Origin of the sequence: Streptomyces sp. NPDC102441, assembly GCF_044765585.1 — a bacterium.
Lineage (GTDB): Bacteria > Actinomycetota > Actinomycetes > Streptomycetales > Streptomycetaceae > Streptomyces.
In genome coordinates, this window is the sequence record NZ_JBIWKH010000001.1 from 681,709 (window position 1) to 703,610 (window position 21,902).

The 21,902-nt window shown below is 68.9% G+C and carries 19 protein-coding genes and 1 pseudogene; 4 read left to right on the forward strand and 16 right to left on the reverse strand.

Annotated elements, in window-relative coordinates:
- Nucleotides 1-47 precede the first annotated feature (47 nt).
- Nucleotides 48-1,841 (forward strand): coagulation factor 5/8 type domain-containing protein, encoded by a 1,794-nt coding sequence (locus tag ACIREO_RS03175; protein ID WP_404104209.1) that lies wholly within the window; start codon nucleotides 48-50, stop codon nucleotides 1,839-1,841.
- 48 nt (nucleotides 1,842-1,889) lie between these two features.
- On the opposite strand, the pseudogene ACIREO_RS03180 reads toward ACIREO_RS03175, so the two are convergent.
- The 6 genes and pseudogenes from ACIREO_RS03180 to ACIREO_RS03205 all read right to left on the reverse strand — a co-directional run.
- A pseudogene (locus tag ACIREO_RS03180) lies at nucleotides 1,890-1,997 on the reverse strand (DNA-binding response regulator); the annotation flags it as partial.
- 53 nt (nucleotides 1,998-2,050) lie between these two features.
- Entirely contained in the window at nucleotides 2,051-2,488 is a 438-nt protein-coding gene (locus tag ACIREO_RS03185; RefSeq protein ID WP_404104212.1) for a VOC family protein, read from the reverse strand.
- 92 nt (nucleotides 2,489-2,580) lie between these two features.
- Nucleotides 2,581-4,443, reverse strand: coding sequence for a hypothetical protein (locus ACIREO_RS03190; RefSeq protein ID WP_404104214.1), 1,863 nt, complete (start codon nucleotides 4,441-4,443; stop codon nucleotides 2,581-2,583).
- A 430-nt stretch (nucleotides 4,444-4,873) separates the two neighbouring features.
- Complete coding sequence (locus ACIREO_RS03195; protein ID WP_404104217.1) at nucleotides 4,874-5,335, reverse strand: DUF6113 family protein; 462 nt, start codon at nucleotides 5,333-5,335, stop codon at nucleotides 4,874-4,876.
- Nucleotides 5,332-6,249, reverse strand: coding sequence for an N-acetyl-1-D-myo-inositol-2-amino-2-deoxy-alpha-D-glucopyranoside deacetylase (gene mshB, locus ACIREO_RS03200; protein ID WP_404104219.1), 918 nt, complete (start codon nucleotides 6,247-6,249; stop codon nucleotides 5,332-5,334). Before mshB ends, ACIREO_RS03195 begins: the two co-directional genes overlap by 4 nt.
- A gap of 93 nt (nucleotides 6,250-6,342) precedes the next feature.
- On the reverse strand, nucleotides 6,343-6,537 hold the full coding sequence (locus ACIREO_RS03205; protein WP_386320008.1) for a hypothetical protein: 195 nt from the start codon (nucleotides 6,535-6,537) through the stop codon (nucleotides 6,343-6,345).
- 166 nt (nucleotides 6,538-6,703) lie between these two features.
- Here ACIREO_RS03205 and ACIREO_RS03210 point away from each other — a divergent pair, with 166 nt between their 5' ends.
- The gene (locus tag ACIREO_RS03210; protein WP_404104222.1) at nucleotides 6,704-8,830 is read left to right on the forward strand and encodes an alpha/beta fold hydrolase; all 2,127 of its coding nucleotides are present in this window, start codon (nucleotides 6,704-6,706) and stop codon (nucleotides 8,828-8,830) included.
- A 9-nt stretch (nucleotides 8,831-8,839) separates the two neighbouring features.
- On the opposite strand, the gene ACIREO_RS03215 is transcribed toward ACIREO_RS03210, so the two are convergent.
- The 6 genes from ACIREO_RS03215 to ACIREO_RS03240 form a co-directional block, all read right to left on the reverse strand.
- The gene (locus tag ACIREO_RS03215; protein WP_404104225.1) at nucleotides 8,840-9,937 is read right to left on the reverse strand and encodes a hypothetical protein; all 1,098 of its coding nucleotides are present in this window, start codon (nucleotides 9,935-9,937) and stop codon (nucleotides 8,840-8,842) included.
- Nucleotides 9,938-10,143: 206 nt separating this feature from the next.
- Complete coding sequence (locus ACIREO_RS03220; RefSeq protein ID WP_404104227.1) at nucleotides 10,144-11,322, reverse strand: ABC transporter ATP-binding protein; 1,179 nt, start codon at nucleotides 11,320-11,322, stop codon at nucleotides 10,144-10,146.
- A complete protein-coding gene (locus tag ACIREO_RS03225; RefSeq protein ID WP_404104229.1) occupies nucleotides 11,312-12,289 on the reverse strand; it encodes an ABC transporter ATP-binding protein in 978 nt (325 codons plus the stop codon). Before ACIREO_RS03225 ends, ACIREO_RS03220 begins: the two co-directional genes overlap by 11 nt.
- Nucleotides 12,290-12,302: 13 nt before the next feature.
- Complete coding sequence (locus tag ACIREO_RS03230) at nucleotides 12,303-13,295, reverse strand: ABC transporter permease (RefSeq protein WP_404104231.1); 993 nt, start codon at nucleotides 13,293-13,295, stop codon at nucleotides 12,303-12,305.
- Nucleotides 13,288-14,211: an ABC transporter permease gene (locus ACIREO_RS03235; RefSeq protein ID WP_404104234.1), complete on the reverse strand. Its 924-nt coding sequence runs from the start codon at nucleotides 14,209-14,211 to the stop codon at nucleotides 13,288-13,290. The genes ACIREO_RS03230 and ACIREO_RS03235 overlap by 8 nt, the downstream gene beginning before the upstream one ends.
- A 102-nt stretch (nucleotides 14,212-14,313) precedes the next feature.
- Entirely contained in the window at nucleotides 14,314-15,942 is a 1,629-nt protein-coding gene (locus ACIREO_RS03240) for an ABC transporter substrate-binding protein (protein ID WP_404104237.1), read from the reverse strand.
- Between the two features lie 349 nt (nucleotides 15,943-16,291).
- On the opposite strand from ACIREO_RS03240, the gene ACIREO_RS03245 reads away from it, so the two are divergent.
- Nucleotides 16,292-16,741 (forward strand): hypothetical protein, encoded by a 450-nt coding sequence (locus ACIREO_RS03245; protein WP_404104239.1) that lies wholly within the window; start codon nucleotides 16,292-16,294, stop codon nucleotides 16,739-16,741.
- Nucleotides 16,742-17,107: 366 nt separating this feature from the next.
- On the forward strand, nucleotides 17,108-17,584 hold the full coding sequence (locus tag ACIREO_RS03250; protein ID WP_404104241.1) for a hypothetical protein: 477 nt from the start codon (nucleotides 17,108-17,110) through the stop codon (nucleotides 17,582-17,584).
- A 148-nt stretch (nucleotides 17,585-17,732) separates the two neighbouring features.
- On the opposite strand, the gene ACIREO_RS03255 is transcribed toward ACIREO_RS03250, so the two are convergent.
- The 4 genes from ACIREO_RS03255 to ACIREO_RS03270 are packed head-to-tail and all read right to left on the reverse strand — an operon-like array spanning nucleotide 17,733 to nucleotide 21,804.
- A complete protein-coding gene (locus tag ACIREO_RS03255; protein ID WP_404104244.1) occupies nucleotides 17,733-18,875 on the reverse strand; it encodes an ABC transporter ATP-binding protein in 1,143 nt (380 codons plus the stop codon).
- Entirely contained in the window at nucleotides 18,868-19,926 is a 1,059-nt protein-coding gene (locus ACIREO_RS03260; RefSeq protein WP_404104247.1) for an ABC transporter ATP-binding protein, read from the reverse strand. Before ACIREO_RS03260 ends, ACIREO_RS03255 begins: the two co-directional genes overlap by 8 nt.
- An 11-nt stretch (nucleotides 19,927-19,937) precedes the next feature.
- Nucleotides 19,938-20,882: an ABC transporter permease gene (locus ACIREO_RS03265; RefSeq protein WP_404104250.1), complete on the reverse strand. Its 945-nt coding sequence runs from the start codon at nucleotides 20,880-20,882 to the stop codon at nucleotides 19,938-19,940.
- The gene (locus ACIREO_RS03270) at nucleotides 20,875-21,804 is read right to left on the reverse strand and encodes an ABC transporter permease (protein ID WP_404104253.1); all 930 of its coding nucleotides are present in this window, start codon (nucleotides 21,802-21,804) and stop codon (nucleotides 20,875-20,877) included. Before ACIREO_RS03270 ends, ACIREO_RS03265 begins: the two co-directional genes overlap by 8 nt.
- Between the last annotated feature and the right edge of the window lie 98 nt (nucleotides 21,805-21,902).

Sequence of the window (21,902 nt, forward strand, 5' to 3'; positions counted from 1 at the left end):
TCAAGGTTCCGTCGTGCACCCGTACCACGACCCAGGAGACGTCATCCATGCAAGCTCCCCCCACGAGTTCCGCGCCCCCCACCGCACCCCGCCGGCGCCGCCGTTCCAAGGCGCTCGGACTCGCCGCGCTCACCGTTTCGCTGCTCATGGCCTTCCCCACGGCCCAGTCGGCGTTCGGCGACGAGACCGCGGAGGTGCCCGGCGGTGGTGACCTCGGCCCCAACGTGCTGGTCTTCGACCCCTCGACGCCCGACATCCAGGGCAAGGTCGACGAGGTCTTCAAGAAGCAGGAGTCGAACCAGTTCGGCACCGACCGCTACGCGCTGATGTTCAAGCCGGGCACGTACGACAACATCAACGCGCAGATCGGCTTCTACACCTCGATCGCGGGCCTCGGCATGAACCCCGACGACACCACCTTCAACGGCGATGTCACGGTCGACGCCGGCTGGTTCGACGGCAACGCCACGCAGAACTTCTGGCGTTCGGCCGAGAACCTGGCTCTCAACCCCGTCAGCGGCACCAACCGCTGGGCGGTCTCCCAGGCCGCTCCCTTCCGCCGTATGCACGTCAAGGGCGGCCTCAACCTGGCGCCCGACGGCTACGGCTGGGCCAGTGGCGGCTACATCGCCGACAGCAAGATCGACGGCGAGGTCGGGCCCTACTCGCAGCAGCAGTGGTACACCCGCGACAGCTCCGTCGGCGGCTGGGGCAACGGCGTCTGGAACATGACGTTCTCCGGCGTCGAGGGAGCACCCGCGCAGAGCTTCCCCGAGCCCCCGTACACGACCCTGGACAACACCCCGGTCTCCCGCGAGAAGCCCTTCCTCTACCTCGACGGCGACGACTACAAGGTCTTCGTCCCCGCCAAGCGCACCGACGCACGCGGCACGAGCTGGGCCGACGGCAGCACCGAGGGTGAGTCCATCCCGCTCGACCAGTTCTACGTGGTCAAGCCGGGCGCCACCGCCCAGACCATCAACGCGGCCGTGGACCAGGGCCTGCACCTGCTGTTCACCCCGGGCGTCTACCACGTCGACGAGACCATCGACATCGACCGTGCGGACACCGTCGCCCTGGGCCTCGGCCTCGCGACGATCATCCCGGACAACGGGGTGACCGCGATCAAGGTCGGCGACGTCGACGGCGTCAAGCTCGCCGGACTCCTGGTCGACGCGGGACAGACCAACTCCGAGACGCTCGTCGAGGTCGGTCCCGAGGGCGCCTCGGCCGACCACTCCGCGAACCCCACCAGCCTCCAGGACGTGTTCGTCCGGGTCGGCGGCGCGGGTGCCGGCAAGGCGACCACCGGCATGGTGGTCAACAGCAACGACACGATCATCGACCACACCTGGCTGTGGCGCGCCGACCACGGCGACGGGGTCGGCTGGGAGACCAACCGGTCCGACTACGGCCTGACGGTCAACGGTGACGACGTACTGGCCACCGGACTGTTCGTCGAACACTTCAACAAGTACGACGTCCAGTGGAACGGCGAGAACGGCAAGACGATCTTCTTCCAGAACGAGAAGGCGTACGACGCCCCGAACCAGGCCGCCATCCAGAACGGCGACATCAAGGGCTACGCCGCCTACAAGGTCGCCGACAGTGTCACCACCCACGAGGGCTGGGGCATGGGCAGCTACTGCTACTTCAACGTCGACCCCACCATCCGCCAGCAGCACGGCTTCCAGGCCCCGGTGAAGCCCGGGGTGAAGTTCCACGACCTGCTCGTCGTCTCCCTGGGCGGCCAGGGTCAGTACGACCACGTCATCAACGACACCGGATCCCCCACATCCGGTACGGACACCATTCCCTCCCAGGTGGTCTCCTTCCCGTAGGACCGGGGAGGACGGGGCCCGGCCGCATCCCGCGGCCGGGCCCCGTCCTCACAGCCAGCCCTTGTCCTGGGCGGTCCGGACGGCCTCCGCGCGGTTACGTGCGGCCGGCTTCTGAATCGCCGTGGACAGGTAGTTGCGCACCGCCCCCGGGGAGAGTCGCCGCCGCCCCGGCCGGCCGGGCCCTTTCCCGTCCGGGTCATGTGTGCCGTTCAGAGCACGCAGAACTCATGCCCCTCCGGGTCGGCCATCTCCACATGGTCGGGCCGCCCCTGGAGCTCGTGCACCCGGATCACCGTGCCGCCGGCGTCGGTCAGCCGCTCCACCGCCTCGGCCACCCTCGGCCACCTGGTCTCCCACGGGGTCTCGCGGCCGCCGCCCGCCTGGACGTCGAGGTGCAGGCGGATCTTCGACGTCTTCGGCTCCGGGACCTTCTGGAAGGACAGGCTCGGGCCCCTGCCGGCCGGGTCGGCCAGATAGGCGCCGTCGTCCCACTCCTCCTCCGGGATGTCGTGGTGGGCGAACCACTCCTCCCAGCTGCCGAATCCGGCGGGCGGTGGCTTCTCCACGTAACCGAGCGCCTGTGCCCAGAAGGCCGCCAGTGCCTTCGGGTGCGCGCAGTCGAGCGTCAGACTCCACGGGGTGGACATGAATCCGTCTCCTCTGCGGTCGGGGGCCGTATGACGCCGCCCCCGCCCGGGGACCCGGGCAGGGGCGGTCGTGCCGATGCGTCGCGTCCGGGTCAGCCCGCTCCGGTCAGGTCGATGGAGGCGGTGCGCTCCGCGGGGGTCCCGCCGAGCAGCGCGCCCTGCATGGCCTGGGCCACGTCGGCAGCGCTGACCTGGTGCTTCTTCCCGTCACCCTTGGTGATCATGATGCCGTCGAAGACACCGTCCAGCAGGGTGTCGATCGCTTCCCTGTTGTAGACGGGGACCAGCTTGCCGTCGACCGGCTTCATGGACAGGATCTGTGGCAGGGACCTCGCGGGGCCGAAGTCGATCTGCTTGGCCCCGGCCTTGATGGTGACCAGGCCGGACATCGCCGGCTCGGCGAACTCCTTCATCGCCCGGTCCAGTTCGGCCTTGGTGATGGTGGGTTCGGTGGCGGCGACCGGCAGTTCGACGACGGCCGGCTCGCCGGTCTGTACCTGTGCGCGGTAGGCGTCGCGGACGGAGATCATCGACCGGTTGACGTCCAGTCCCTTCCCCGACTTGCCGGGGACGGCAACGGCCTTGTTCGGCTCGAACTTGATCGTGCCGTCGTTGGCGGAGCCGGAGACTCCCGACAGGTCGGTCAGCGCGACCCCGAGCTTCTCCTCGTCGACCGGGATCACCGGGTCGGCGGGGCGTGCCCCGCCGAACAGGGACCCGATCACCGAGACCGGGTTGTAGTCGCTGCCCGCGGCGCCTCGGACGGTCTCCTGGCTGTCCAGGGTGAGGCCGGCCTTGTCCGGGGCGAGCTTCTCCTTCTTGCCGTCCACAGAGAGCTGCAGGGGCGTCCGGGCGCGCTTGCCGAGGGCGGCCTCGAGCTTGGTGACCGCCTCCTCCTTCGTGCCTCCGCCGATGTCGACGCCGAGCACGGTGGTGCCCTTGGGAACCTCGGAGTGGTTCATCAGCAGGCCGGCGCCGTAGGCCACGCCCAACAGCACGAAGACACCCACACCCAGCAGGACCAGCTTGGAGCGGCCCTTCCTGGCGGGCGGCGCGGCCTTCGGAGCGGGCCGGGGGGCCGGGGCGGGCGCCGGGGCACCCGTATCGGCCGGTCCGCCGTCCATGGGGTCCTCGGGCAGCCGGGTCGCTCCGGGTCCGCCGGGGAACGCCGAACGGGGCTCCCCGGGGATGACGGGGATACCGCTGGTGAGCGTGTCACCGGAGACGTTCCCGCCGGAGCGGGAGCCGGGGCCCGGAGCGGGAGCCTGCGGCGTGAGGATCGCGGTGTCGTCCGACATACGCGGAGGTACGCCGCCGGGGGCGCCCGGCCGGGGGCCTGACGGGCCGCCGGGAGCCACCTCGCCGGGCGTGCCGGGAAGCCGGTCGAGGTTCGGCGTCAGGGACGAACTTCCGGTGGCCGGGCCGGTGGTGGGTCCGGAGGGACCCGGGCCGCCCGGTGGCCGGATACCGGTGTTCGGGGTGGGCCGAGGACCGGCGTCGAGGTCGTCGAGGGCGCTGCGGCCCGGACGGGAGGCGTCGCCCCGGTCGCCGGGCTGCTGCGGGCCGCCCGAGAAGAACGGCGACTCCGTGCGGGGCGGTGTCGGACCGGAAGGACCGCCGACGGAGGCACGGCCGGGACCGGGACCCTGACCGGGGCGGGGGCCCTGACCGGTGCCAGGACCGGGGCCCTGACCGGGACCGGGACCGGGCGCACCCGGGGCCGAAGCCGTGGGAGCGGCGCCCGGGGCCGGTGCCTTGCGCGGGGCGAACCAGTCGCTGCCGCTCTTCTCCCTGGCCGGCTTCTCGGCCGGGGCGGTGGCCGACGGACCCCCGTCACGCGCGTCCTGGCCGGAGCCGGGCGCCCCGCCGGGCGACGGCGCGGGTGCGCCGGGCCTCGGGGTGCTGCCGGTGCGTTCGCGGTCCGGACGGTCGCCGGACGGGTTCGCGTCACTCATCGGCGTCCGCATCACGACAGGCGGGATAGGACGTGAGCCCGGGATGTTGATCCGGATACGCGTCGTCAGCGTCGTCTCTGTTCTGGGCTCCTCGGGCTGAGGCGGATCCGCAGGCTCCGGAGTCTCCTCCGGCCCGTCCTGAGACGGGTGCAGCGACGGATACTGGCTTGATCCGTACGGCGGCGTACCCGACGGGTACGCGGCTCCTCCGCGCCCCTGGGGCCCGGAGGACGAACTGTCAGTTTCACGACTCAAAGCAGGTTCTCCCGATTGGCTCCGCCGCCCGTACTTCCCCCATGCCGCAGGCCAGGGGACGGCTCGGCGCGCGCACCACCATACTGGCCGCCACCGTAAGACTCTCCGCGCCCGGGGGGAACAAGGATGCACCCACCACTGCGCGGAGGGGCAATCCGGGAGCGGACATACCACATCACGTGCCGGTTCGACCGGTGCCGCCCGCCGGATACGGCAGCCGCGACATCGTGGCACACATCACAGCGACGGCCATCCCTCCGAGTATGAAGAACACCAGGCCGATCTCCTGGCCGAAGACGTAGTCGCCCTCGGGCCGCCCGCCGAGCAGGACGACGACGGCGATGAGCCAGCCCACCGCCGGTGCCAGCGCGCCGAGCTGTGTCCCGGTCAGCACCCGGCCACCGTAGAACAGGCCGGCCGACGCCGCGAGGGCGAGCAGCAACCCGCCCGGGAAAAGGGCTGCCTGGACGAGAGTGCCCGCGAGTCCGACGACCGCGCCCAGCACCGCCAGGCCGAGGTACACGGGGATCCGCGCGGGGTTCGGGGGCGCGGCGAGACCGGTGGGCGCGGGGCTCCTCGGCGGGGCGTTGGTACGGGGTGCCTGTGACGAGGCGCGCGGCCTCTGCCTGTTGCTCATGACCGCGCTCCCGGCGCGGAGGCCGCGTCCGGCACGCCCGCGAAGAGGTCGTGCTCCCGGGAACCGTCGTCCCCGCCCGGGGCGCCCCGCACCAACTCGTAGTACTCGGTGGTGAAGAGGGGCTGTCCCAGGTCGTTCGAAAGAGCGAAGAAGGGTCCGTCCACGGCGATCTGGGTGGCGTGCGCCCGCATGGCGGCTGTCTTGGCCTCGGCGTGGGCCGAACCGTCGATCTCCGTCGTGATCTGCGCGTCGTCCACGACACCGGGTACGTCGTCGATTGCGGCGATCCCCGGGAAGGCGTCGGGGGCGGCGTCCCGCAGCCGTGCGAAGGCCGCCTCCGCCACGGACCGGGGCACCCGGTTCCAGTAGATCTTGGCGACGGTGTGCGGGGCTCCGGCGCCGGCGTCGTACGCGGGATCGGCGGCCAGGTCCGCCGCGCGCATCGCGACGCGGTGCGCCTGGATGTGGTCGGGGTGGCCGTAGCCGCCTTCGGGGTCGTACGTCACCAGGACCTGGGGGCGCAGGGAGCGGATCACCCCGACGAGGTGGCCTGCCGCCTCGTCGAGGCCGGCGGCCCAGAAGGCCCCGGCCCTGTAGTTCTGTTCGGTGCCCATCATCCCGGAGTCGCGGAACCGGCCGGGCCCGCCCAGGAACCGGTGGTCGGTGACCCCGAGCTCACGCATCGCGGCGGCGAGTTCGCCGATGCGGTGTCCGCCGAGTCCGCCGCCCCGGTCGGCGGCGAGATGCGCGAGGTCCGGCGGGATGACCTCGCCCTCCTCGCCGAGGGTGCATGTCACCAGGGCGACGTGGGCGCCCTCGGCCGCGTACCTGGCCATGGTGGCGCCGTTGTTGATCGACTCGTCGTCGGGGTGCGCGTGCACCAGGAGCAGACGGCGCGCGGGGAGGTCCTTCATGGGACCACCCTACGAGCAGGCCGGCCCGCCGGCCGAACGCCCCACGGTGTGAGGGGCGCCCGGCGGGGTATCCGTCAGAGGGCGGGACGGTGGTCAGAACTTGATTCCCCCGATCATGCCTGCCACGTTCGACGTCACCTCCGAGATGGTCGGGGCGATCGACGAGCTCGCGAGGTAGAAGCCGAGCAGCATGCAGACCACCGCGTGTCCGCCCTTCAGTCCGGATTTCCGGATCAGCAGGAAGACGACGATCACCAGCAGCACCACCGCCGAAATCGAGAGTGCCACGGCGGTTCACCTCCATCAGTACGGTCGGGACAGGCAGCACACATGGAGCCAGCAGGTTCATACCCACCGAGCGCTACGGATCATAACTATCCGTGCCGACGCATTGATCGGGGCACAGCAGCACGAGGGGCGCACGGACCGGCCGTCGCGGGCTAGGTTCGGGGCCATGACCTCGCAGAAGTTGACCTTTCCCCGCCAGCACGCCAGGACCCAGCGGTTCACTCTCGGCGCACCCCGGGCCTTCACCGTCTCGCCGGATGGGACGCGGGTGCTCTTCCTCCGCTCGGCCTCCGGCACGGACCGTACGAACCGGCTCCTGGTGCTGGACACCGGCACGGGCGAGGAGCGGATCGCGGCCGATCCCGCTGCCCTGCTGGGCGGTTCTGCGGAGAAGCTGTCGCCGCAGGAGAGGGCGCGGCGCGAGCGGACCCGGGAGGGCTCGGCGGGCATCGTGGGCTACGCGGTTGACGACGCGGCCGAGTTGGCGGCCTTCGCGCTCTCCGGCAAGGCGTACGTCGCCGAGTTGGGGGCGGGCACGGCGCGCGCCCTGCCGGTGCCGGGCCCGGTGATCGACCCGCGCCCCTCCCCCGACGGCCGGCACATCGCCTACGCCGCCCGGGGCGCGCTGCGCGTCGTGGGGGCGACGGGCGACGGTGACCGGCCGATCGCCGAGCCGGAGGACGCGCACACCTCGTACGGGCTCGCGGAGTTCGTCGCGGCCGAGGAGATGAGCCGCTACCGCGGTTTCTGGTGGTCGCCGGACTCGGAGCGCCTGCTGGTCGCCCGGGTCGACGACAGCGCCGTACAGCGGTGGTGGATCGCCGATCCGGCGCATCCCGGGAGCAGGCCCTCCGAGATCGGCTATCCGGCGGCGGGGACGGCGAACGCCGAGGTACGCCTCTTCGTGATGGGCCTGGACGGGACCCGCACGGAGGTTGTCTGGGACCGGTCCCGCTTTCCCTATCTGGCGCGGGTGCACTGGTCCTCGCACGGCGCCCCGCTGCTCCTGGTGCAGGCCCGTGACCAGCGCAGCCAGCTGTATCTGGCCGTCGACACGGAGAGCGGCGCGACCCGTACGGTGCATGTCGACGAGGACGGCGTCTGGCTTGATCTTTTCGCCGGGGTGCCCGCCTGGGCGCCCGACGGGCGGCTCGTGCGGGTCGCCGACGAGGGGGGCGCGCGGGTGCTCTCGGTCGGCGACCGGCCGCTGACCGGCGACCAGCTGCACATCCAGGCGGTCCTGGACATCGGGGAGTCGGACATCCTGGTGCAGGCGACCGCGGGTGAGGGCGCCGCCGATCCGGAGACGGGCCAGAGCCATGTGTACCGGGTGAACGAGCTGGGCGTGGAGCGCGTCAGCGAGGGGCCCGGGGTGCACTCCGCGGTGCGCGCGGGCGGTGTGACGGTGCTGCTCTCGGCGTCCCTGGAGCACCCGGGAACATCCGTACAGGTGCTGCGGGACGGCAAGCGGATCGCCGCCGTGGCGAATCTCGCCCAGGAGCCGGTCCTGACCGCGAGGGTCCATCTGACCGAGGGGGGCGCACGGCGGATCCCGTGCGCCGTGCTGCTCCCCACCGGGTACATGGAGTCGGACGGACCGCTTCCGGTCCTGATGGACCCCTACGGCGGCCCGCACGGCCGCCGGGTCGTCGCCGCCCACAATCCGCACCTCACCTCCCAGTGGTTCGCGGACCACGGATTCGCCGTGGTCGTCGCGGACGGCCGGGGCGCGCCGGGCCGTTCACCCGGCTGGGAGAAGGCGGTGAGGGACGACCTCACCCTCACCCTCGACGACCAGGTCGAGGCGCTGCACGCGCTGGCCGGGCGCTTCCCGCTGGATCTCTCCAAGGTGGCCATGCGCGGCTGGTCGTACGGCGGCTATCTCTCGGCGCTCGCGGTGCTGCGGCGCCCCGACGTCTTCCACGCGGCGGTGGTGGGCGCACCGGTGACGGACTGGCGGCTCTACGACACCCACTACACCGAGCGCTATCTCGGCGACCCGGCAGCACAGCCCGAGGTGTACGCCCGCAACTCCCTGGTGACCGACGAGGGGCTCTCGGAGCCGGCCGACGCCGTGCGGCCGATGATGATCGTCCACGGCCTCGCAGACGACAACGTGGTGGTCGCCCACGCCCTGCGGCTGTCCTCCGCGCTGCTGTCCGCCGGGCGCCCGCACGAGGTGCTGCCGCTGAGCGGGGTGACGCACATGACCCCGCAGGAGCAGGTGGCGGAGAATCTGCTGCTGCTCCAGGTGGACTTCCTCAGGCGGTCCCTGGGGCTGCCCCGGGCATAGGGATGGCCGTCACCAGCCGGGCGGCGGGGACGCGGGCGGCGGCGGGTTGCCGGCTCCGCCGCCGCTGTACGGGTATCCGGGGCCGGGGCCGGCACCGCTCCGCGGATAGCCGTAGCCAGGGGTGCCGGTCTGCGGATAGCCGTAGCCCGGTGCGCCGCCCTGCGGATAGCCGTAGCCGCCGGGCCCCTCGTCCTGTCCGTCGGTGATCTCGAAGCCCCTGCGCGCCAGGACCAGCAGAGCCGTCGCCCCGGCGACGGCGAAGAGGAACGAGGTGAGGATGATGAGCTGCTGCTCGCCCGGCTCCTCGCCGAAGTCCTCCAGCCACCTGTTGTGGAGGGCGCGGGCGACACCACAGCCGCCGGAGACCAGCAGGAATCCCGCGGCGATCATGCCGAGCGGGCGGGCGTGGACGGCGCGGAAGAGCGCGGTCCACGCCACCACGAGGCAGACCACGCCGAGTGCCACGCCGCTCCAGCCCGGCGGGGTGGCGGTCAGCCCGAGCGTGAGGACCTCGCCACCGGTGAACCACGCGGGATAGAGCTCGTCCGGCAGCGTGAAGAGCTGGCGGACCTCCCAGGCGATCATGACCGCCCCCGAGGCGCCGAGCACCAGGAAGGCCGTGACTCCGGCCCCACGGCCGGGCCGGGTGGGCAGTGGCTCGTAGGAGTCGACGGGCTGCCTGCGGCCCGCGGCCCCGGTGATGACGAGCGCGAGGCCGGCGGCCAGGGCGACGAAGGTACCGATGAGGGCGCGGGTGCGCAGTTCGTCGCTGGACCGCTCGTCCATCCAGGACGCGCCGATGGTCCAGACGCCCGGCAGCCGCAGGGCGAGCGTGACCAGTCCGGTGGCGACCAGCGTGGACGCGGCGACCGAGGAGCGCACCGCGGCGAACAGGGCGAAGACGTAGACGGCGAGGAGCACCGGGTCGGCCTGGAGGGTGGCGGGCAGCTCCCTCGGCCGGCTGTCCGTGTACCCGGCCCAGTAACGCGCCAGGTCCGGCGGATCGCCGACGGCCCGGAGGTCCCGCACGATCCACGCCGCGACAAGAGCCGCGAGCACGGCGCAGAGCACCGCTCCGGTGATTCTGGCTCCCCGTGTGAGTATCACCTCAGCGATACTCCACCGCGGTCCGCCGATGGACAAGGGGTCCTCCGGGGCAGGGCGGCAACGGGCAACCGGCCGGGGCGACGTGATGAACGCCCCGGCCGGTTCACGGCACCCGCACGGCCGTACGTTCCCCATGATGGAAGGTCCGTATATCGGTGCGACGACGGCCGAGTTGCCTCTTTGTTAACGGATCTGAGGCTCATTTATCATTCTTTGTCACCCTCGGGAGCCTCCCGCCCGTCCTCGGATGCCTCCCGCCCGTCCTCGGATGCCTCCCGCCCGTCCTCCGGCGGCACCACCTGCTTCTCCTCGGCGAAGTGGCACGCCGAGTCGTGCCGGGCCGGTGTCCCAAGTTCCCGGAAGGCCGCCGGCACGGCCAGCAGCGGCACCTCCAGCTCGCACCGCTCCTGCGCCTTCCAGCACCGGGTGCGGAAGCGGCACCCGGACGGGATGTTCGCCGGGGAGGGGACGTCACCGTGCAGGATGATCCGCTCGCGGTGATCACGGGCCGTCGGGTCGGGCACCGGGACGGCCGACAGCAGCGCCTGGGTGTACGGGTGCGTCGGGTGCTCGTAGATCTCCTCGTCCGTGCCGATCTCCACGATCCGGCCCAGGTACATGACGCCGACCCGGTCGGAGATGTGCCGGACGATCGACAGGTCGTGCGCGATGAACAGGAAGCTCAGGTGGAATTCGGCCTGCAACCGGTCCAGCAGGTTGACGACCTGGGCCTGGACCGACACGTCGAGCGCGGAGACCGGTTCGTCGGCGACGATGATCTCGGGGTTGAGCGCGAGGCCGCGGGCGATCCCGATGCGCTGGCGCTGACCGCCGGAGAACTGGTGCGGATAGCGGTTGATGTACTCCGGGTTCAGGCCGACGACGTCGAGCAGGTCCTGCACCTTCTGCCGCCGGCTCCCCTTGGGCGCCACCTCGGGGTGGATCTCGTACGGCTCCCCGATGATGTCGCCGACGGTCATGCGCGGGTTCAGCGAGGTGTACGGGTCCTGGAACACCATCTGGATGTTGCGGCGCACCGCCTTCAGCGCCCGTCCGGACAGCTTGGTGACGTCCTCGCCCTTGTAGCGGATCGTGCCCCCGGTCGGCGGCTCCAGGTGCACCAGCATCCTGGCGACGGTCGACTTGCCGCAGCCCGACTCCCCCACGATGCCGAGCGTCTCGCCCGCCGCCAGGTCGAAGTCCACGCCGTCGACCGCCCTGACCGCGCCGACCTGCCTCTTGAAGAGGATGCCCTGGGTCAGCGGATAGTGCTTGACCAGGCCGCGCACCTCCAGGATCGGGTCGCCCTCGGCGTACGGGCGCGTGGACGCCGCGGCCTGGAGCGTGGAGCCGCCGCCCCCGCGGCCCGTCTCGTCAGCGTGCATCGAGCGTCTCCTTCCAGAAGTGGCAGGCGCTCCGTCGTTCGTCGTCCACGGTGTAGAGCGGCGGCACGTCCGTGCGGCACACGGCCTGGGCCATGGGGCAGCGTGGGTTGAAGGCGCAGCCGGGCGGGATGTGCAGCAGGTTGGGCGGCAGGCCCTTGATCGCGTAGAGCTCCTGGCCCTTCTGGTCGAGCCGTGGGATCGACCGCAGCAGACCCTTGGTGTACGGGTGGGCGGGCGCCTTGTAGATCTCGTGGACGGGCGAGGTCTCGACGATCCGGCCCGCGTACATCACGGCGATCTTGTCGGCGACGTCGGCGACCACGCCGAGGTCGTGGGTGATGAGGATGAGCCCCATGTTGAGCTCACGCTGCAGCTCCGCGAGCAGCTCCATCACCTGGGCCTGGACGGTCACGTCGAGGGCGGTGGTCGGTTCGTCGGCGATGATGAGGTCGGGCTCCAGCGCCAGCGCCATGGCGATCATGATGCGCTGGCGCATACCGCCGGAGAACTGGTGCGGGAAGTTGCCGACCCGCTCGCGCGCGGCCGGGATACGCACCCGGTCCATCAGCTCGATGGCCTTGGCCTTGGCGTCACCGCGGGACATCCCGCGGTGCACGACGAACATCTCTCCGAGCTGCGCCCCCACGCTGAGCACCGGGTTCAGGGAGGACAGCGCGTCCTGGAAGATCATGGCCATCTCCTGGCCCCGGACCCTGCGGCGTTCCTCGGGCTTGAGCTTCAGCAGGTCGCGGCCCTGGAAGAGGATCTCTCCCCCGCTGATCTTCCCCGGCGGGGTGTCGAGGATGCCCATGATCGCCTGGGCGGTGACGGACTTGCCCGAGCCGGACTCGCCGAGCACGGCGAGCGTCTCGCCCTCGGCGACCGAGTAGTTGACCCCGTTGACGGCCTTGGCCACACCGTCACGGGTGTGGAACTCCACGTGCAGATCGCGCACTTCGAGCAACATGGCAGCGGACTCCTCAGCGCAGCTTGGGGTCGAGGGCGTCGCGCACCGCGTCGCCGAGCATGATGAAGGCGAGCACGGTGACGGCCAGCGCCCCGGCCGGCCAGAGCAGCATGTGCGGCGCGTTGCGGACGTACTGGGAGGCGGCGGAGATGTCGATGCCCCAGGAGACGGCCGGCGGCTTCAGGCCGACGCCGAGATACGAGAGGGTCGCCTCCAGCGAGATGTACGTCCCCAGCGCGATGGTCGCGACCACGATCACCGGGGCGATGGCGTTGGGTGTGATGTGCCGGAGCATCATCCGCGAGTTGGACGCGCCCAGTGCCCGGGCGGCCTGTACGTAGTCGTTCTGTTTGGCGGTGATGACGGAGCCGCGCGCGATACGGGCGATCTGGGGCCAGCCCAGCAGCACGATGAAGCCGATCACGGGCCAGATGGTGGAGCTGGTGACGACGGACAGGAAGACCAGTCCGCCGAGGACCACGGGGATGCCGAAGAAGACGTCCGTGATGCGGGAGAGCACGGCGTCCCAGACTCCGCCGAAGAAGCCGGCGAGTCCGCCCAGCACGCCGCCGAGCAGCGAGACCCCGAGGGTGGAGAGGACGCCGACTGTCACCGAGGTCCGCGCGCCGTAGACGGTGCGGGTGTAGACGTCGCAGCCCTGTCCGTCGAAGCCGAAGGGGTGTCCGGGCTGGGAGCCCTCCTGGGCCTTGGCCAGGTCGCAGTCGAGGGGGTCCTGGCCGGCGATCAGCGAGGGCCAGATCGAGATGATCACCAGGAAGAGGATGACAAGACCGGAGATGATGAAGACCGGGTTGCGGCGCAGATCGCGCCAGGCGTCGGACCACAGGCTGCGCGGCTTGCCCGTGGGCCCGGTGCCTTCGGGGCCGCCGGGCGTCTTCTCCAGCGTGGTGCCCTCGTCCATCGCGAGGTCCATCGCCCCGCCCGCGCCGGCACCCGAGATCGCCCCGCTGCCCGTCGTCTCGTCCCACGGCTGCTGCTCAGGCATAGCGGATCCTCGGGTCGAGTACGGCGTACAGGAGGTCGACGATCAGGTTGGCCGCCAGGAAGACGAGGACCAGGACGGTGACGAACCCGACGACGGTCTGGGAGTTCTGCCGGAGGATGCCCTGGTAGAGCTGGTAGCCGACTCCGTGGATGTTGAAGATGCGCTCGGTGACGATCGCCCCGCCCATCAGGGCGCCCACGTCCGTACCGATGAATGTGACGACCGGGATGAGGGAGTTGCGCAGCAGGTGCCGCACGACCACCCGCCGCCTGGGGAGGCCCTTGGCCACGGCGGTACGGACGTAGTCGGCGCGGGCGTTCTCGGCGATCGAGGTGCGGGTGAGCCGGGTGACGTAGGCCAGTGAGACGGAGGCCAGGACGAGTCCGGGCACGATGAGTTCGTCGACCGGCGCCTCGGAGGAGACGGACGGCTTGATGATGCCCCACTCCACCCCGAGCAGGAGCTGGAGCAGCAGGCCGGTGACGAACGTCGGTACGGCGATGACGACCAGGGTCAGGATCAGCACCACGGTGTCCACGGGCCGCCCCCGGCGCAGTCCGGTGACGACGCCGAGGCTGATGCCGATGACGATCTCGAACACGATCGCGACGATGGTGAGCCGGATGGTGATGGGGAAGGCGGTGCCCATCAGCTCCGTGACCTTCTGCCCGTTGAAGGCCGTGCCGAAGTCACCGGTGAAGATGTTGCCCATGTAGGTCAGGTACTGCTGCCAGACCGGCTTGTCGAGGCCGAACTCGCTGCGCAGCTGGGCGGCGGTCGCGGGGTCGCACTGGCGGTCGCCGCAGAGGCCCGCGATGGGGTCGCCCATCACGTTCACCATGAGGAAGATCAGCAGCGTGGTGCCGATGAACACCGGGATCATCTGCAGCAGCCGCCGGATCACATAACGTCCCATGAGGGGCTCCGGGGGTCGGGGCTGGGCGGGCGAACGGGCGGAAGGACCGGAAAGCCGGGTGGCCGGTGCGGGCTGCCGCACCGGCCACCCGGCTTCAGCGGGTCACTTGACCTTGATCTGGTCGTACACCGGGACGCTGAAGGGGTTCAGCGAGACGTTCTCGACCCTGTCCGAGTAGCCCGCGCTGCCGTTCTGGTACCAGAGCGGGATGACGGGCATCTGCTCGACGAGGACCTTCTCCGCGTCCTGGAAGGTGGTGACGGCCTTGGCCTTGTCGCTCTCCGCGTTGGCCTTGTCGACCAGGTCGTCGAACTTCTGGTTGCTCCACTTGCCGTCGTTGGAGGGGGCGTTGGTGTAGTAGAGCGGCTGGAGGAAGTTCTGGATCAGCGGGTAGTCCATCTGCCAGCCCGCGCGCCAGGCTCCGGTCAGCTTCTGGGTGGAGACCTGGCTGCGGAAGTCGGCGAAGGTGCCGACGGGCCCGCCGACGCACGCCTTGTTGTTCCCCATGACGTTGTTGATGCTGTTGCAGAGCGCGTCGACCCACTCCTTGTGGGAGCCGGTGTCGGCGTTGTACGAGACCTTGAGCTGGCCGCCGGGGATGCCGCCGCCCTCCTCGATCAGCTTCTTGGCCTCCGCCTTGTCGTACTCGCACGCGGGGCCGCACAGGCCCTTCTTGAAGCCGCCCTCGTCGCCGAGGACCGGTGAGGTCCAGTCGGAGGCGGGGGTACGGGTCTTCTGGAAGATCTGGTCGGTGATCTGGTCCCGGTTGATCGCCATGGACAGGCCCTGGCGGACCTTGGTCGCGCCCGGTGTGTTCCAGGCCTTCTCGTAGAACGGGAAGGCGAGCGTCTGGATGATGCCGGCGGGTGTGTTGATGTACCGGTCGCCCAGGTCCGCCTTGACGTTCTTGAGCTGTGAGGCGGGCACGTCGTCGACCAGGTCGAGGTTGCCCGCGGTGAGGTCGGTGTAGGCGGTGTTGTTGTCGGTGTAGACCTTGAGGTCGATGCCGCCGTTCTGCGCCTTGTCCGCGCCGGGGTAGTCGTCCCACCGGCGCAGGTTCATCGACGAGCCCTTGGCGTACTGGTCGATGGTGTAGGGACCGTTGCCGACGGGCTTGGAGAGCCAGGCGTCGTGGTCGGTGTAGAAGGCCTTGGGCAGCGGCACGAAGGCGGCGTAGCCGAGGGTGTCGGGCCAGAGCGAGAACTTCTGCGACAGCTTGGCCGTGAAGGTCGTGTTGTTGACCACCTTGAGGCCGGAGAGGGTGCCCGCCGTCGCCTTGCCCGACTCGGGGTGGACCTTGTCGTAGCCGTCGATGTACTGGAAGAAGTAGGCGTTCTTCTGGTTGTTCTTCAGGGCGGCGCCGTAGTTCCAGGCGTCGACGAACGACTTCGCGGTGATCTTCTCGCCGTTGCTGAAGGTCCAGTTGTCCTTGATCGTGATCGTGAAGTTCTGCGAGTCCGTCGACTCGATCTTCTCGGCGATCTCGTTCTTGGCCTCGCCGGTCTTGGGGTCGTACCGCACGAGCCCGCGGAAGACCATGTCGAGGACCTTGCCGCCCTGCACCTCGTTGGTGTTCGCCGGCTCCAGCGGGTTCTGCGGGTCCCCCCAGGACGAGCTGACGATCCCGTCGGCACCACCGCCGCCACCGCTGTCCCCGCCGCCGCAGGCCGTGGCCGCCAGGGCGACAGCGACGGCGCATGCGGCCCACCTGGCCTGTGTGGCTCCGCGCATGGAGTGCCTCCTAGGGTTCCCTTGAGTGCCTCAATGCCTCATATCACCCCATATGACACTCCGTCGCATGTTCAGTTGCCCCGTCCGGGCGCCAGACGGCATGAGGACGGGCGTGATGCAATCCCGAACGCGAGCGACGGCACTTCGGTAACGAAATGTGACAGCCACGCCCTGGTCGGAGAGTCGACAGTTGGCGACGCCCCCCCCCATCAGTTATTACCCTGTGCGACCAATCGGATACGAGTCTCAAGTTTTCCTCAATTCACTCGCACCCTCCCTCCATTAATGATTAACTCGCTACACAGCGAATACGACGAGAAGAAGACACGTCGACCCGAAGAGGATGAAAGTGAAGCAGAAGGCCACCCGGAAGACGCTTAGTCGAAGCGCCGCCGCAACACTGGTCATCGCGGGAATCCTTGTTCCCGCAACGGCCGGATCCGCTCACGCCGAGAGTGCGAAAAACTATGTCTGCAAGGCGTCGAGCTCTGCAAGCTCCACCGACCCCGGAGGGCGCAACGTCATAGCAACCTCCCGCGACAAGACAAATTCGACTCGCTTCTTCAGGATTGAATTCATTTCCGACGGCGAGCACATGTACGCGACCAATAGCTCCCTTTTCTCCAGCATCAACTACAAAGCTTACTTCCAGGGCACCGGAAAGGAGTGGCGCTGGACTCTCGGTTCAGGCAAGGGAGTTCACGACAATCTCGACCTTCCCGAGGGACACAGTGTCAGCGTCAACGCCAGCCCCAGCGTAGGCTTCGTCGACTGCGGGACGAACGGCGGAAAGACCTGACCGCGAGGTAGAGGCGGAGGGGGCGCCCACAGTGCACCTGTGGGCGCCCCCTCGCCGCGGGGAAGCCACCGCTGTTCCTCAATCGGTACCAACGACTTCGTTGCCGCCCAGCATCCGGCCATCGAGCCGCCAAGCCACGTACGCGGTACGAAGTGATGATTGTCAACACGTGTCGCGGTGGCGGCAGTAGGACATAAACTCCGAGGCCAACAGAACATGAAAAACGCACGAATCCTCTGTCTCACCACAGCCGCTGCAGCCGTCATTTCCACCGGGTGTTCACACGCCGCTGCGGAACGTCCAGCCGCAGACGCCCCCCCATGCGAAGACGGTGCGTTCGATTGGTCCATCTCCAAGAAATGGCGCTTGACCGTTCTAGACGCGCCAGTCACCGTAAAATCCGGGCACACATTTGAAGCAAAATCCCTCCCCTACCAACCGCGAGTAGCGGCGGCGACATCTTCACATGAATCCTTGCCCCATAAATACATACTTCAGAGCCTTTCCGATCAAATCGGGAAAGAACTGGCAAAACTAGATGTTAGTACAACCATCGAAAAACGCGTCATGTCCGCAAAATTCCCCGAGGCTGGCCAGGCTGTCTACTACCGAGGGGTGAAGGAAATAGCTGGCAGCTATAGTTTCAACTGCCCCACTAAGAAAGCCGAAATTTCCGGTACCTTCTTTTCGTGGGAAGTGGCTTCCTCGACCACTGGGCTCGTCGACTGCTTGGTCGACCCGTCAAAAAACTCAGACTCGAAACTGGCGCGTATGGCCATCTCCAAGCGTTGCCCGGCGGGCTCTCCGGCTCGAGCGGTGCTGGCACAGGCACCGAGTGGCTGAACATTTACGCGGGGTTCATCGGGTGTCGCACGACCATAAACGGCGCTGGATCAACGCCACACGGGCGCTCCTTCGTCTCGTGCGGGCAGACAAAAGAGGTGCCTACCCCCGGGGTAGGCACCTCTTGCAGACAAGCTCGTTGCGCGGACTACGCCGCGTGCACGACGTCCTTCTCCTCCGCGAAGTGGCACGCCGACTCGTGCGCGGCAGGCGTGTCCGACGCCTTGAAGCGCTCGGGGATCGCCAGCAGCGGCACCTCGGTGGCGCACTTGTCCTGGGCCTTCCAGCACCGCGTACGGAAGCGGCAGCCCGACGGCGGGTTCGCCGGCGACGGGACGTCACCGGAGAGGATGATCCGCTCGCGGCCGTCACGGGCCTCGGGGTCCGGGACCGGGACCGCCGACAGCAGCGCCTGGGTGTAGGGATGCGTCGGGTGGTCGTAGATCTGCTGGTCCGTACCGATCTCGGCCATCTTGCCGAGGTACATGACACCGACCCGGTCCGAGATGTGCCGGACGATCGACAGGTCGTGCGCGATGAAGAGGTAGGAGAGGTTGAACTCGTCCTGGAGGTGCGCCATCAGGTTGATGACCTGTGCCTGCACCGACACGTCGAGCGCGGAGACCGGCTCGTCGCAGATGATGATCTCCGGGTTGAGCGCGAGGCCCCGGGCGATCCCGATGCGCTGGCGCTGACCTCCGGAGAACTGGTGCGGATAGCGGTTGATGTACTCCGGGTTCAGGCCGACGACGTCCAGGAGGTCCTGCACCTTGCGGCGCCGCTCACCCTTCGGGGCCGCCTCGGGGTGGATCTCGTACGGCTCCCCGATGATGTCGCCGACCGTCATCCTCGGGTTCAGCGAGGTGTACGGGTCCTGGAACACCATCTGGATGTTGCGGCGCACCGCCTTCAGCGCACGCCCGGACAGCTTGGTGATGTCCTGGCCCTTGTAGAAGACCTCACCCGCGGTGGCCCGCTCCAGCGTCATCAGGAGCTTGGCGACCGTGGACTTGCCACAGCCGGACTCGCCCACGATGCCGAGCGTCTCGCCCTGGTAGAGATCGAACGAGATCCCGTCCACGGCCTTGACCGCGCCGACCTGCTTCTTGAACAGGATGCCCTGGGTCAGCGGGAAGTGCTTGACCAGGTTGCGCACCTGGAGGATCGGCTCCCCCTGCGGGACCGGCGCCTCGATGGCCGCGACGGCCTCCGTCTCGGTGCCCGCGTTGACCGTCGCCACCTCGGTGACGTTCGGGGTGGCGTCCACGGGCCCCTTCTCGAGGTCAGCCATGGATCGTCTCCTTCCAGAAGTGGCAGGCGCTGCCGCGGCCGGCCAGCTCGGTGCCGTCCTGCTCGGTCACCGGGAGCAGTGCCGGGATGTCCGTACGGCAGATGTCCTGCGCCATGGTGCAGCGCGGGTTGAAGGCACAGCCGGACGGCACGTGCAGCAGGTTGGGCGGCAGGCCCTTGATCGCGTAGAGTTCCTGGCCCTTCTGGTCCAGGCGCGGGATCGACTCCAGCAGGCCCTTGGTGTACGGGTGCGCGGGGCGCTTGTAGATCTCGTGGACCGGAGCGGTCTCGACGATCCGGCCCGCGTACATCACGGCGATCTTGTCGGCGACGTCGGCGACCACGCCGAGGTCGTGCGTGATCAGGATCAGGCCCATGTTGAAGTCGCGCTGGAGCTCCGCGAGCAGGTCCATGACCTGTGCCTGGACGGTCACGTCGAGCGCCGTGGTGGGCTCGTCCGCGATGATCAGGTCGGGCTCCAGGGCGAGCGCCATGGCGATCATGATGCGCTGGCGCATACCGCCGGAGAACATGTGCGGGTAGTCGTTGACCCGCTCCTTGGCCGCCGGGATGCGCACACGGTCCATCAGCGCGATGGACTTGGCCTTGGCCTCCTTCTTGGAGAGGCCCTGGTGCACGCGGAACATCTCGCCGAGCTGGTAGCCCACGGAGAGAACCGGGTTCAGCGAGGAGAGCGCGTCCTGGAAGATCATGGCGATCTTCCGGCCGCGGATCTGCCGACGCTCCTCGTTGCCCATCTTGAGCATGTCCTGGCCCCGGAAGAGGATCTCTCCCTTGGGGATGCTGCCCGGAGGCATGTCCAGGATGCCCATGATCGCCTGAGCGGTCACGGACTTGCCCGAGCCGGACTCGCCGAGCACGGCGAGGGTCTCGCCGGCGCTGACGCTGTAGTTGACTCCGTTGACGGCCTTGGCCACTCCGTCACGGGTATGGAACTCCACGTGCAGATCGCGGACTTCGAGCAGCGGGCCGCTCTCGTCGTTCGATCCACGCGGAGCAGGAACATCCGCCGTCTTGTCGATGATGGTCATGTACGCCTCCCTCAGCGCAGCTTGGGATCGAGGGCGTTGCGTACCGCATCGCCGAGCATGATGAACGCCAGGACGGTGATCGACACCATGACCGACGGGATGAGCAGGACGAACCCGGCGTTACGCAGCTGCTCCTGGCCCGAGGAGATGTCGACACCCCACGACACGGTCGGTTCGGCGAGGCCGATGCCCAGGAAGGACAGGGTGGCCTCGGCCGAGATGTAGCCGCCGAGCGCGATGGTCGCGACGACGATCACCGGGGCGATCGCGTTGGGCAGGATGTGCCGGAGCAGGATGCGGGTGGTCGAGGCGCCGAGCGCCTTGGCCGCCATCACGTAGTCGGCCTGCTTGATCGTCAGCACCGAGCCGCGTGCGACACGGGCGATCTGGGTCCAGCCGAGGAACGCCAGGGCCAGGATGACGACCCAGATGTGGCGCTCCTCGAACGAGGTCAGGACGACCATCGCGCCGAGGATGAACGGGACGCCGAAGAAGATGTCGGTGACCCGGGAGAGCAGCGTGTCGATCCAGCCGCCGAAGTATCCGGCCAGCATGCCGACCACGGTGCCCAGGACGGTCACGAGCACGGTGACCACGACGGCGACCATGATCGAGGCACGGGCGCCGTAGACGACGCGCGCGTAGATCGAACGTCCCTGGACATCGTAGCCGAACCAGTCCTCCTGGAAGAAGTTCCCCCACTTGGGCTTCTGCAGGTAGTGGTGCGCCAGGTCCGCATAGCGCGGGTCCGCACCGGTGAACAGACCGGGGAACACCGCCATCACGAGCAGGAAGAAGATCAGGATGGCCGAGATGACGAACAGCGGGCTGCGCCGCAGGTCGTGCCAGGCGTCCGACCACAGGCTGCGGGGCTTGCCCAGCTTGGCGGAGGGGGCCTGCGTGGCCGTCGTGTCCGCGGACTTCTCCGCGGCTGTTTCCTTGAGCGCCTCAGGCATAACGGATCCTCGGGTCCAGGACCGCGTAGAGCAGGTCGACGAGCAGGCTGGTGGCGAGATAGACGATGACGATCAGCGTCACGATGCCGACGACCGTGGCTCCCTCGCGGTGCTGGAGCGCAGCGAACACGGCGCGGCCCACACCCTGGACGTTGAAGATGCCTTCCGTGATGACCGCACCGCCGAGCAGGGCTCCGAGGTCGGTGCCGAGGAAGGTGACCACGGGGATCATCGAGTTGCGCATGAGGTGGACCCCGACGACGCGGCGTCGCGGCAGTCCCTTCGCCACGGCGGTCCGCATGTAGTCGGCGCGCAGGTTCTCCGCGACCGATGTACGGGTCAGCCGCGCGACGTACGCGAGAGACAGCGACCCGAGCACGACAGCGGGCAGGAACAACTCGCTCCAGTTCGCTTCCGCGCTCACGTTGGGATCGACCCAACCGAGCTGGTGGGCGAAGAAGTACTGGGCGAGGAAGCCGAGTACGAACGACGGGACCGAGATGAGCAGGAGCGTCAGGATGAGCAGACCGCGGTCACGGAGGGTGTCGGCCTTGAGGCCCGCGAAGACGCCCATGGATATGCCGACGATGACCGTGAAGAGGAAGGCGAACAGAGCCAGCCGGATCGTGATCGGGAACGCGTCCGCGATGGTGTCGGCCACCGGTCGTCCACTGGCGATCTCCGTACCGAAATCACCCTGGAACAGGCCCATGAGGTAGTTCCAGTACTGGTGCCAGAGCGGCAGGTCGAGGCCCAGCTCCTTCTTCATGTTCGCGATCTGCGTCGGGTCGACGGTCTGCTCGCCTGCCAGTGCGCGCACGGGATCGCCGGGCAGCGCGTACATCATGGCGAAGACCAGCAAGGTTGACCCGAGGAAGACCGGGATCATCTGGAGCAGTCGCCGCGCGACATAACGCCCCATGTTTGCCTCCGATTAGGGATAAAGCAGCCCAGGGGCCGCCCTCCGGATACGGAGAGCGGCCCCCCGGGACCTACTGCCTGGTGTGGGCGGCTGATGGC

Coding starts and splice junctions, on each gene's coding strand:
- ACIREO_RS03175 (WP_404104209.1), top strand. CDS start 48: ATGCAAGCTCCCCCCACGAGTTCCGCGCCCCCCACCGCACCCCGCCGG.
- ACIREO_RS03185 (WP_404104212.1), bottom strand. CDS start 2,488: ATGTCCACCCCGTGGAGTCTGACGCTCGACTGCGCGCACCCGAAGGCA.
- ACIREO_RS03190 (WP_404104214.1), bottom strand. CDS start 4,443: ATGAGTGACGCGAACCCGTCCGGCGACCGTCCGGACCGCGAACGCACC.
- ACIREO_RS03195 (WP_404104217.1), bottom strand. CDS start 5,335: ATGAGCAACAGGCAGAGGCCGCGCGCCTCGTCACAGGCACCCCGTACC.
- mshB (WP_404104219.1), bottom strand. CDS start 6,249: ATGAAGGACCTCCCCGCGCGCCGTCTGCTCCTGGTGCACGCGCACCCC.
- ACIREO_RS03210 (WP_404104222.1), top strand. CDS start 6,704: ATGACCTCGCAGAAGTTGACCTTTCCCCGCCAGCACGCCAGGACCCAG.
- ACIREO_RS03220 (WP_404104227.1), bottom strand. CDS start 11,322: ATGCACGCTGACGAGACGGGCCGCGGGGGCGGCGGCTCCACGCTCCAG.
- ACIREO_RS03225 (WP_404104229.1), bottom strand. CDS start 12,289: ATGTTGCTCGAAGTGCGCGATCTGCACGTGGAGTTCCACACCCGTGAC.
- ACIREO_RS03230 (WP_404104231.1), bottom strand. CDS start 13,295: ATGCCTGAGCAGCAGCCGTGGGACGAGACGACGGGCAGCGGGGCGATC.
- ACIREO_RS03235 (WP_404104234.1), bottom strand. CDS start 14,211: ATGGGACGTTATGTGATCCGGCGGCTGCTGCAGATGATCCCGGTGTTC.
- ACIREO_RS03240 (WP_404104237.1), bottom strand. CDS start 15,942: ATGCGCGGAGCCACACAGGCCAGGTGGGCCGCATGCGCCGTCGCTGTC.
- ACIREO_RS03255 (WP_404104244.1), bottom strand. CDS start 18,875: ATGGCTGACCTCGAGAAGGGGCCCGTGGACGCCACCCCGAACGTCACC.
- ACIREO_RS03260 (WP_404104247.1), bottom strand. CDS start 19,926: ATGACCATCATCGACAAGACGGCGGATGTTCCTGCTCCGCGTGGATCG.
- ACIREO_RS03265 (WP_404104250.1), bottom strand. CDS start 20,882: ATGCCTGAGGCGCTCAAGGAAACAGCCGCGGAGAAGTCCGCGGACACG.
- ACIREO_RS03270 (WP_404104253.1), bottom strand. CDS start 21,804: ATGGGGCGTTATGTCGCGCGGCGACTGCTCCAGATGATCCCGGTCTTC.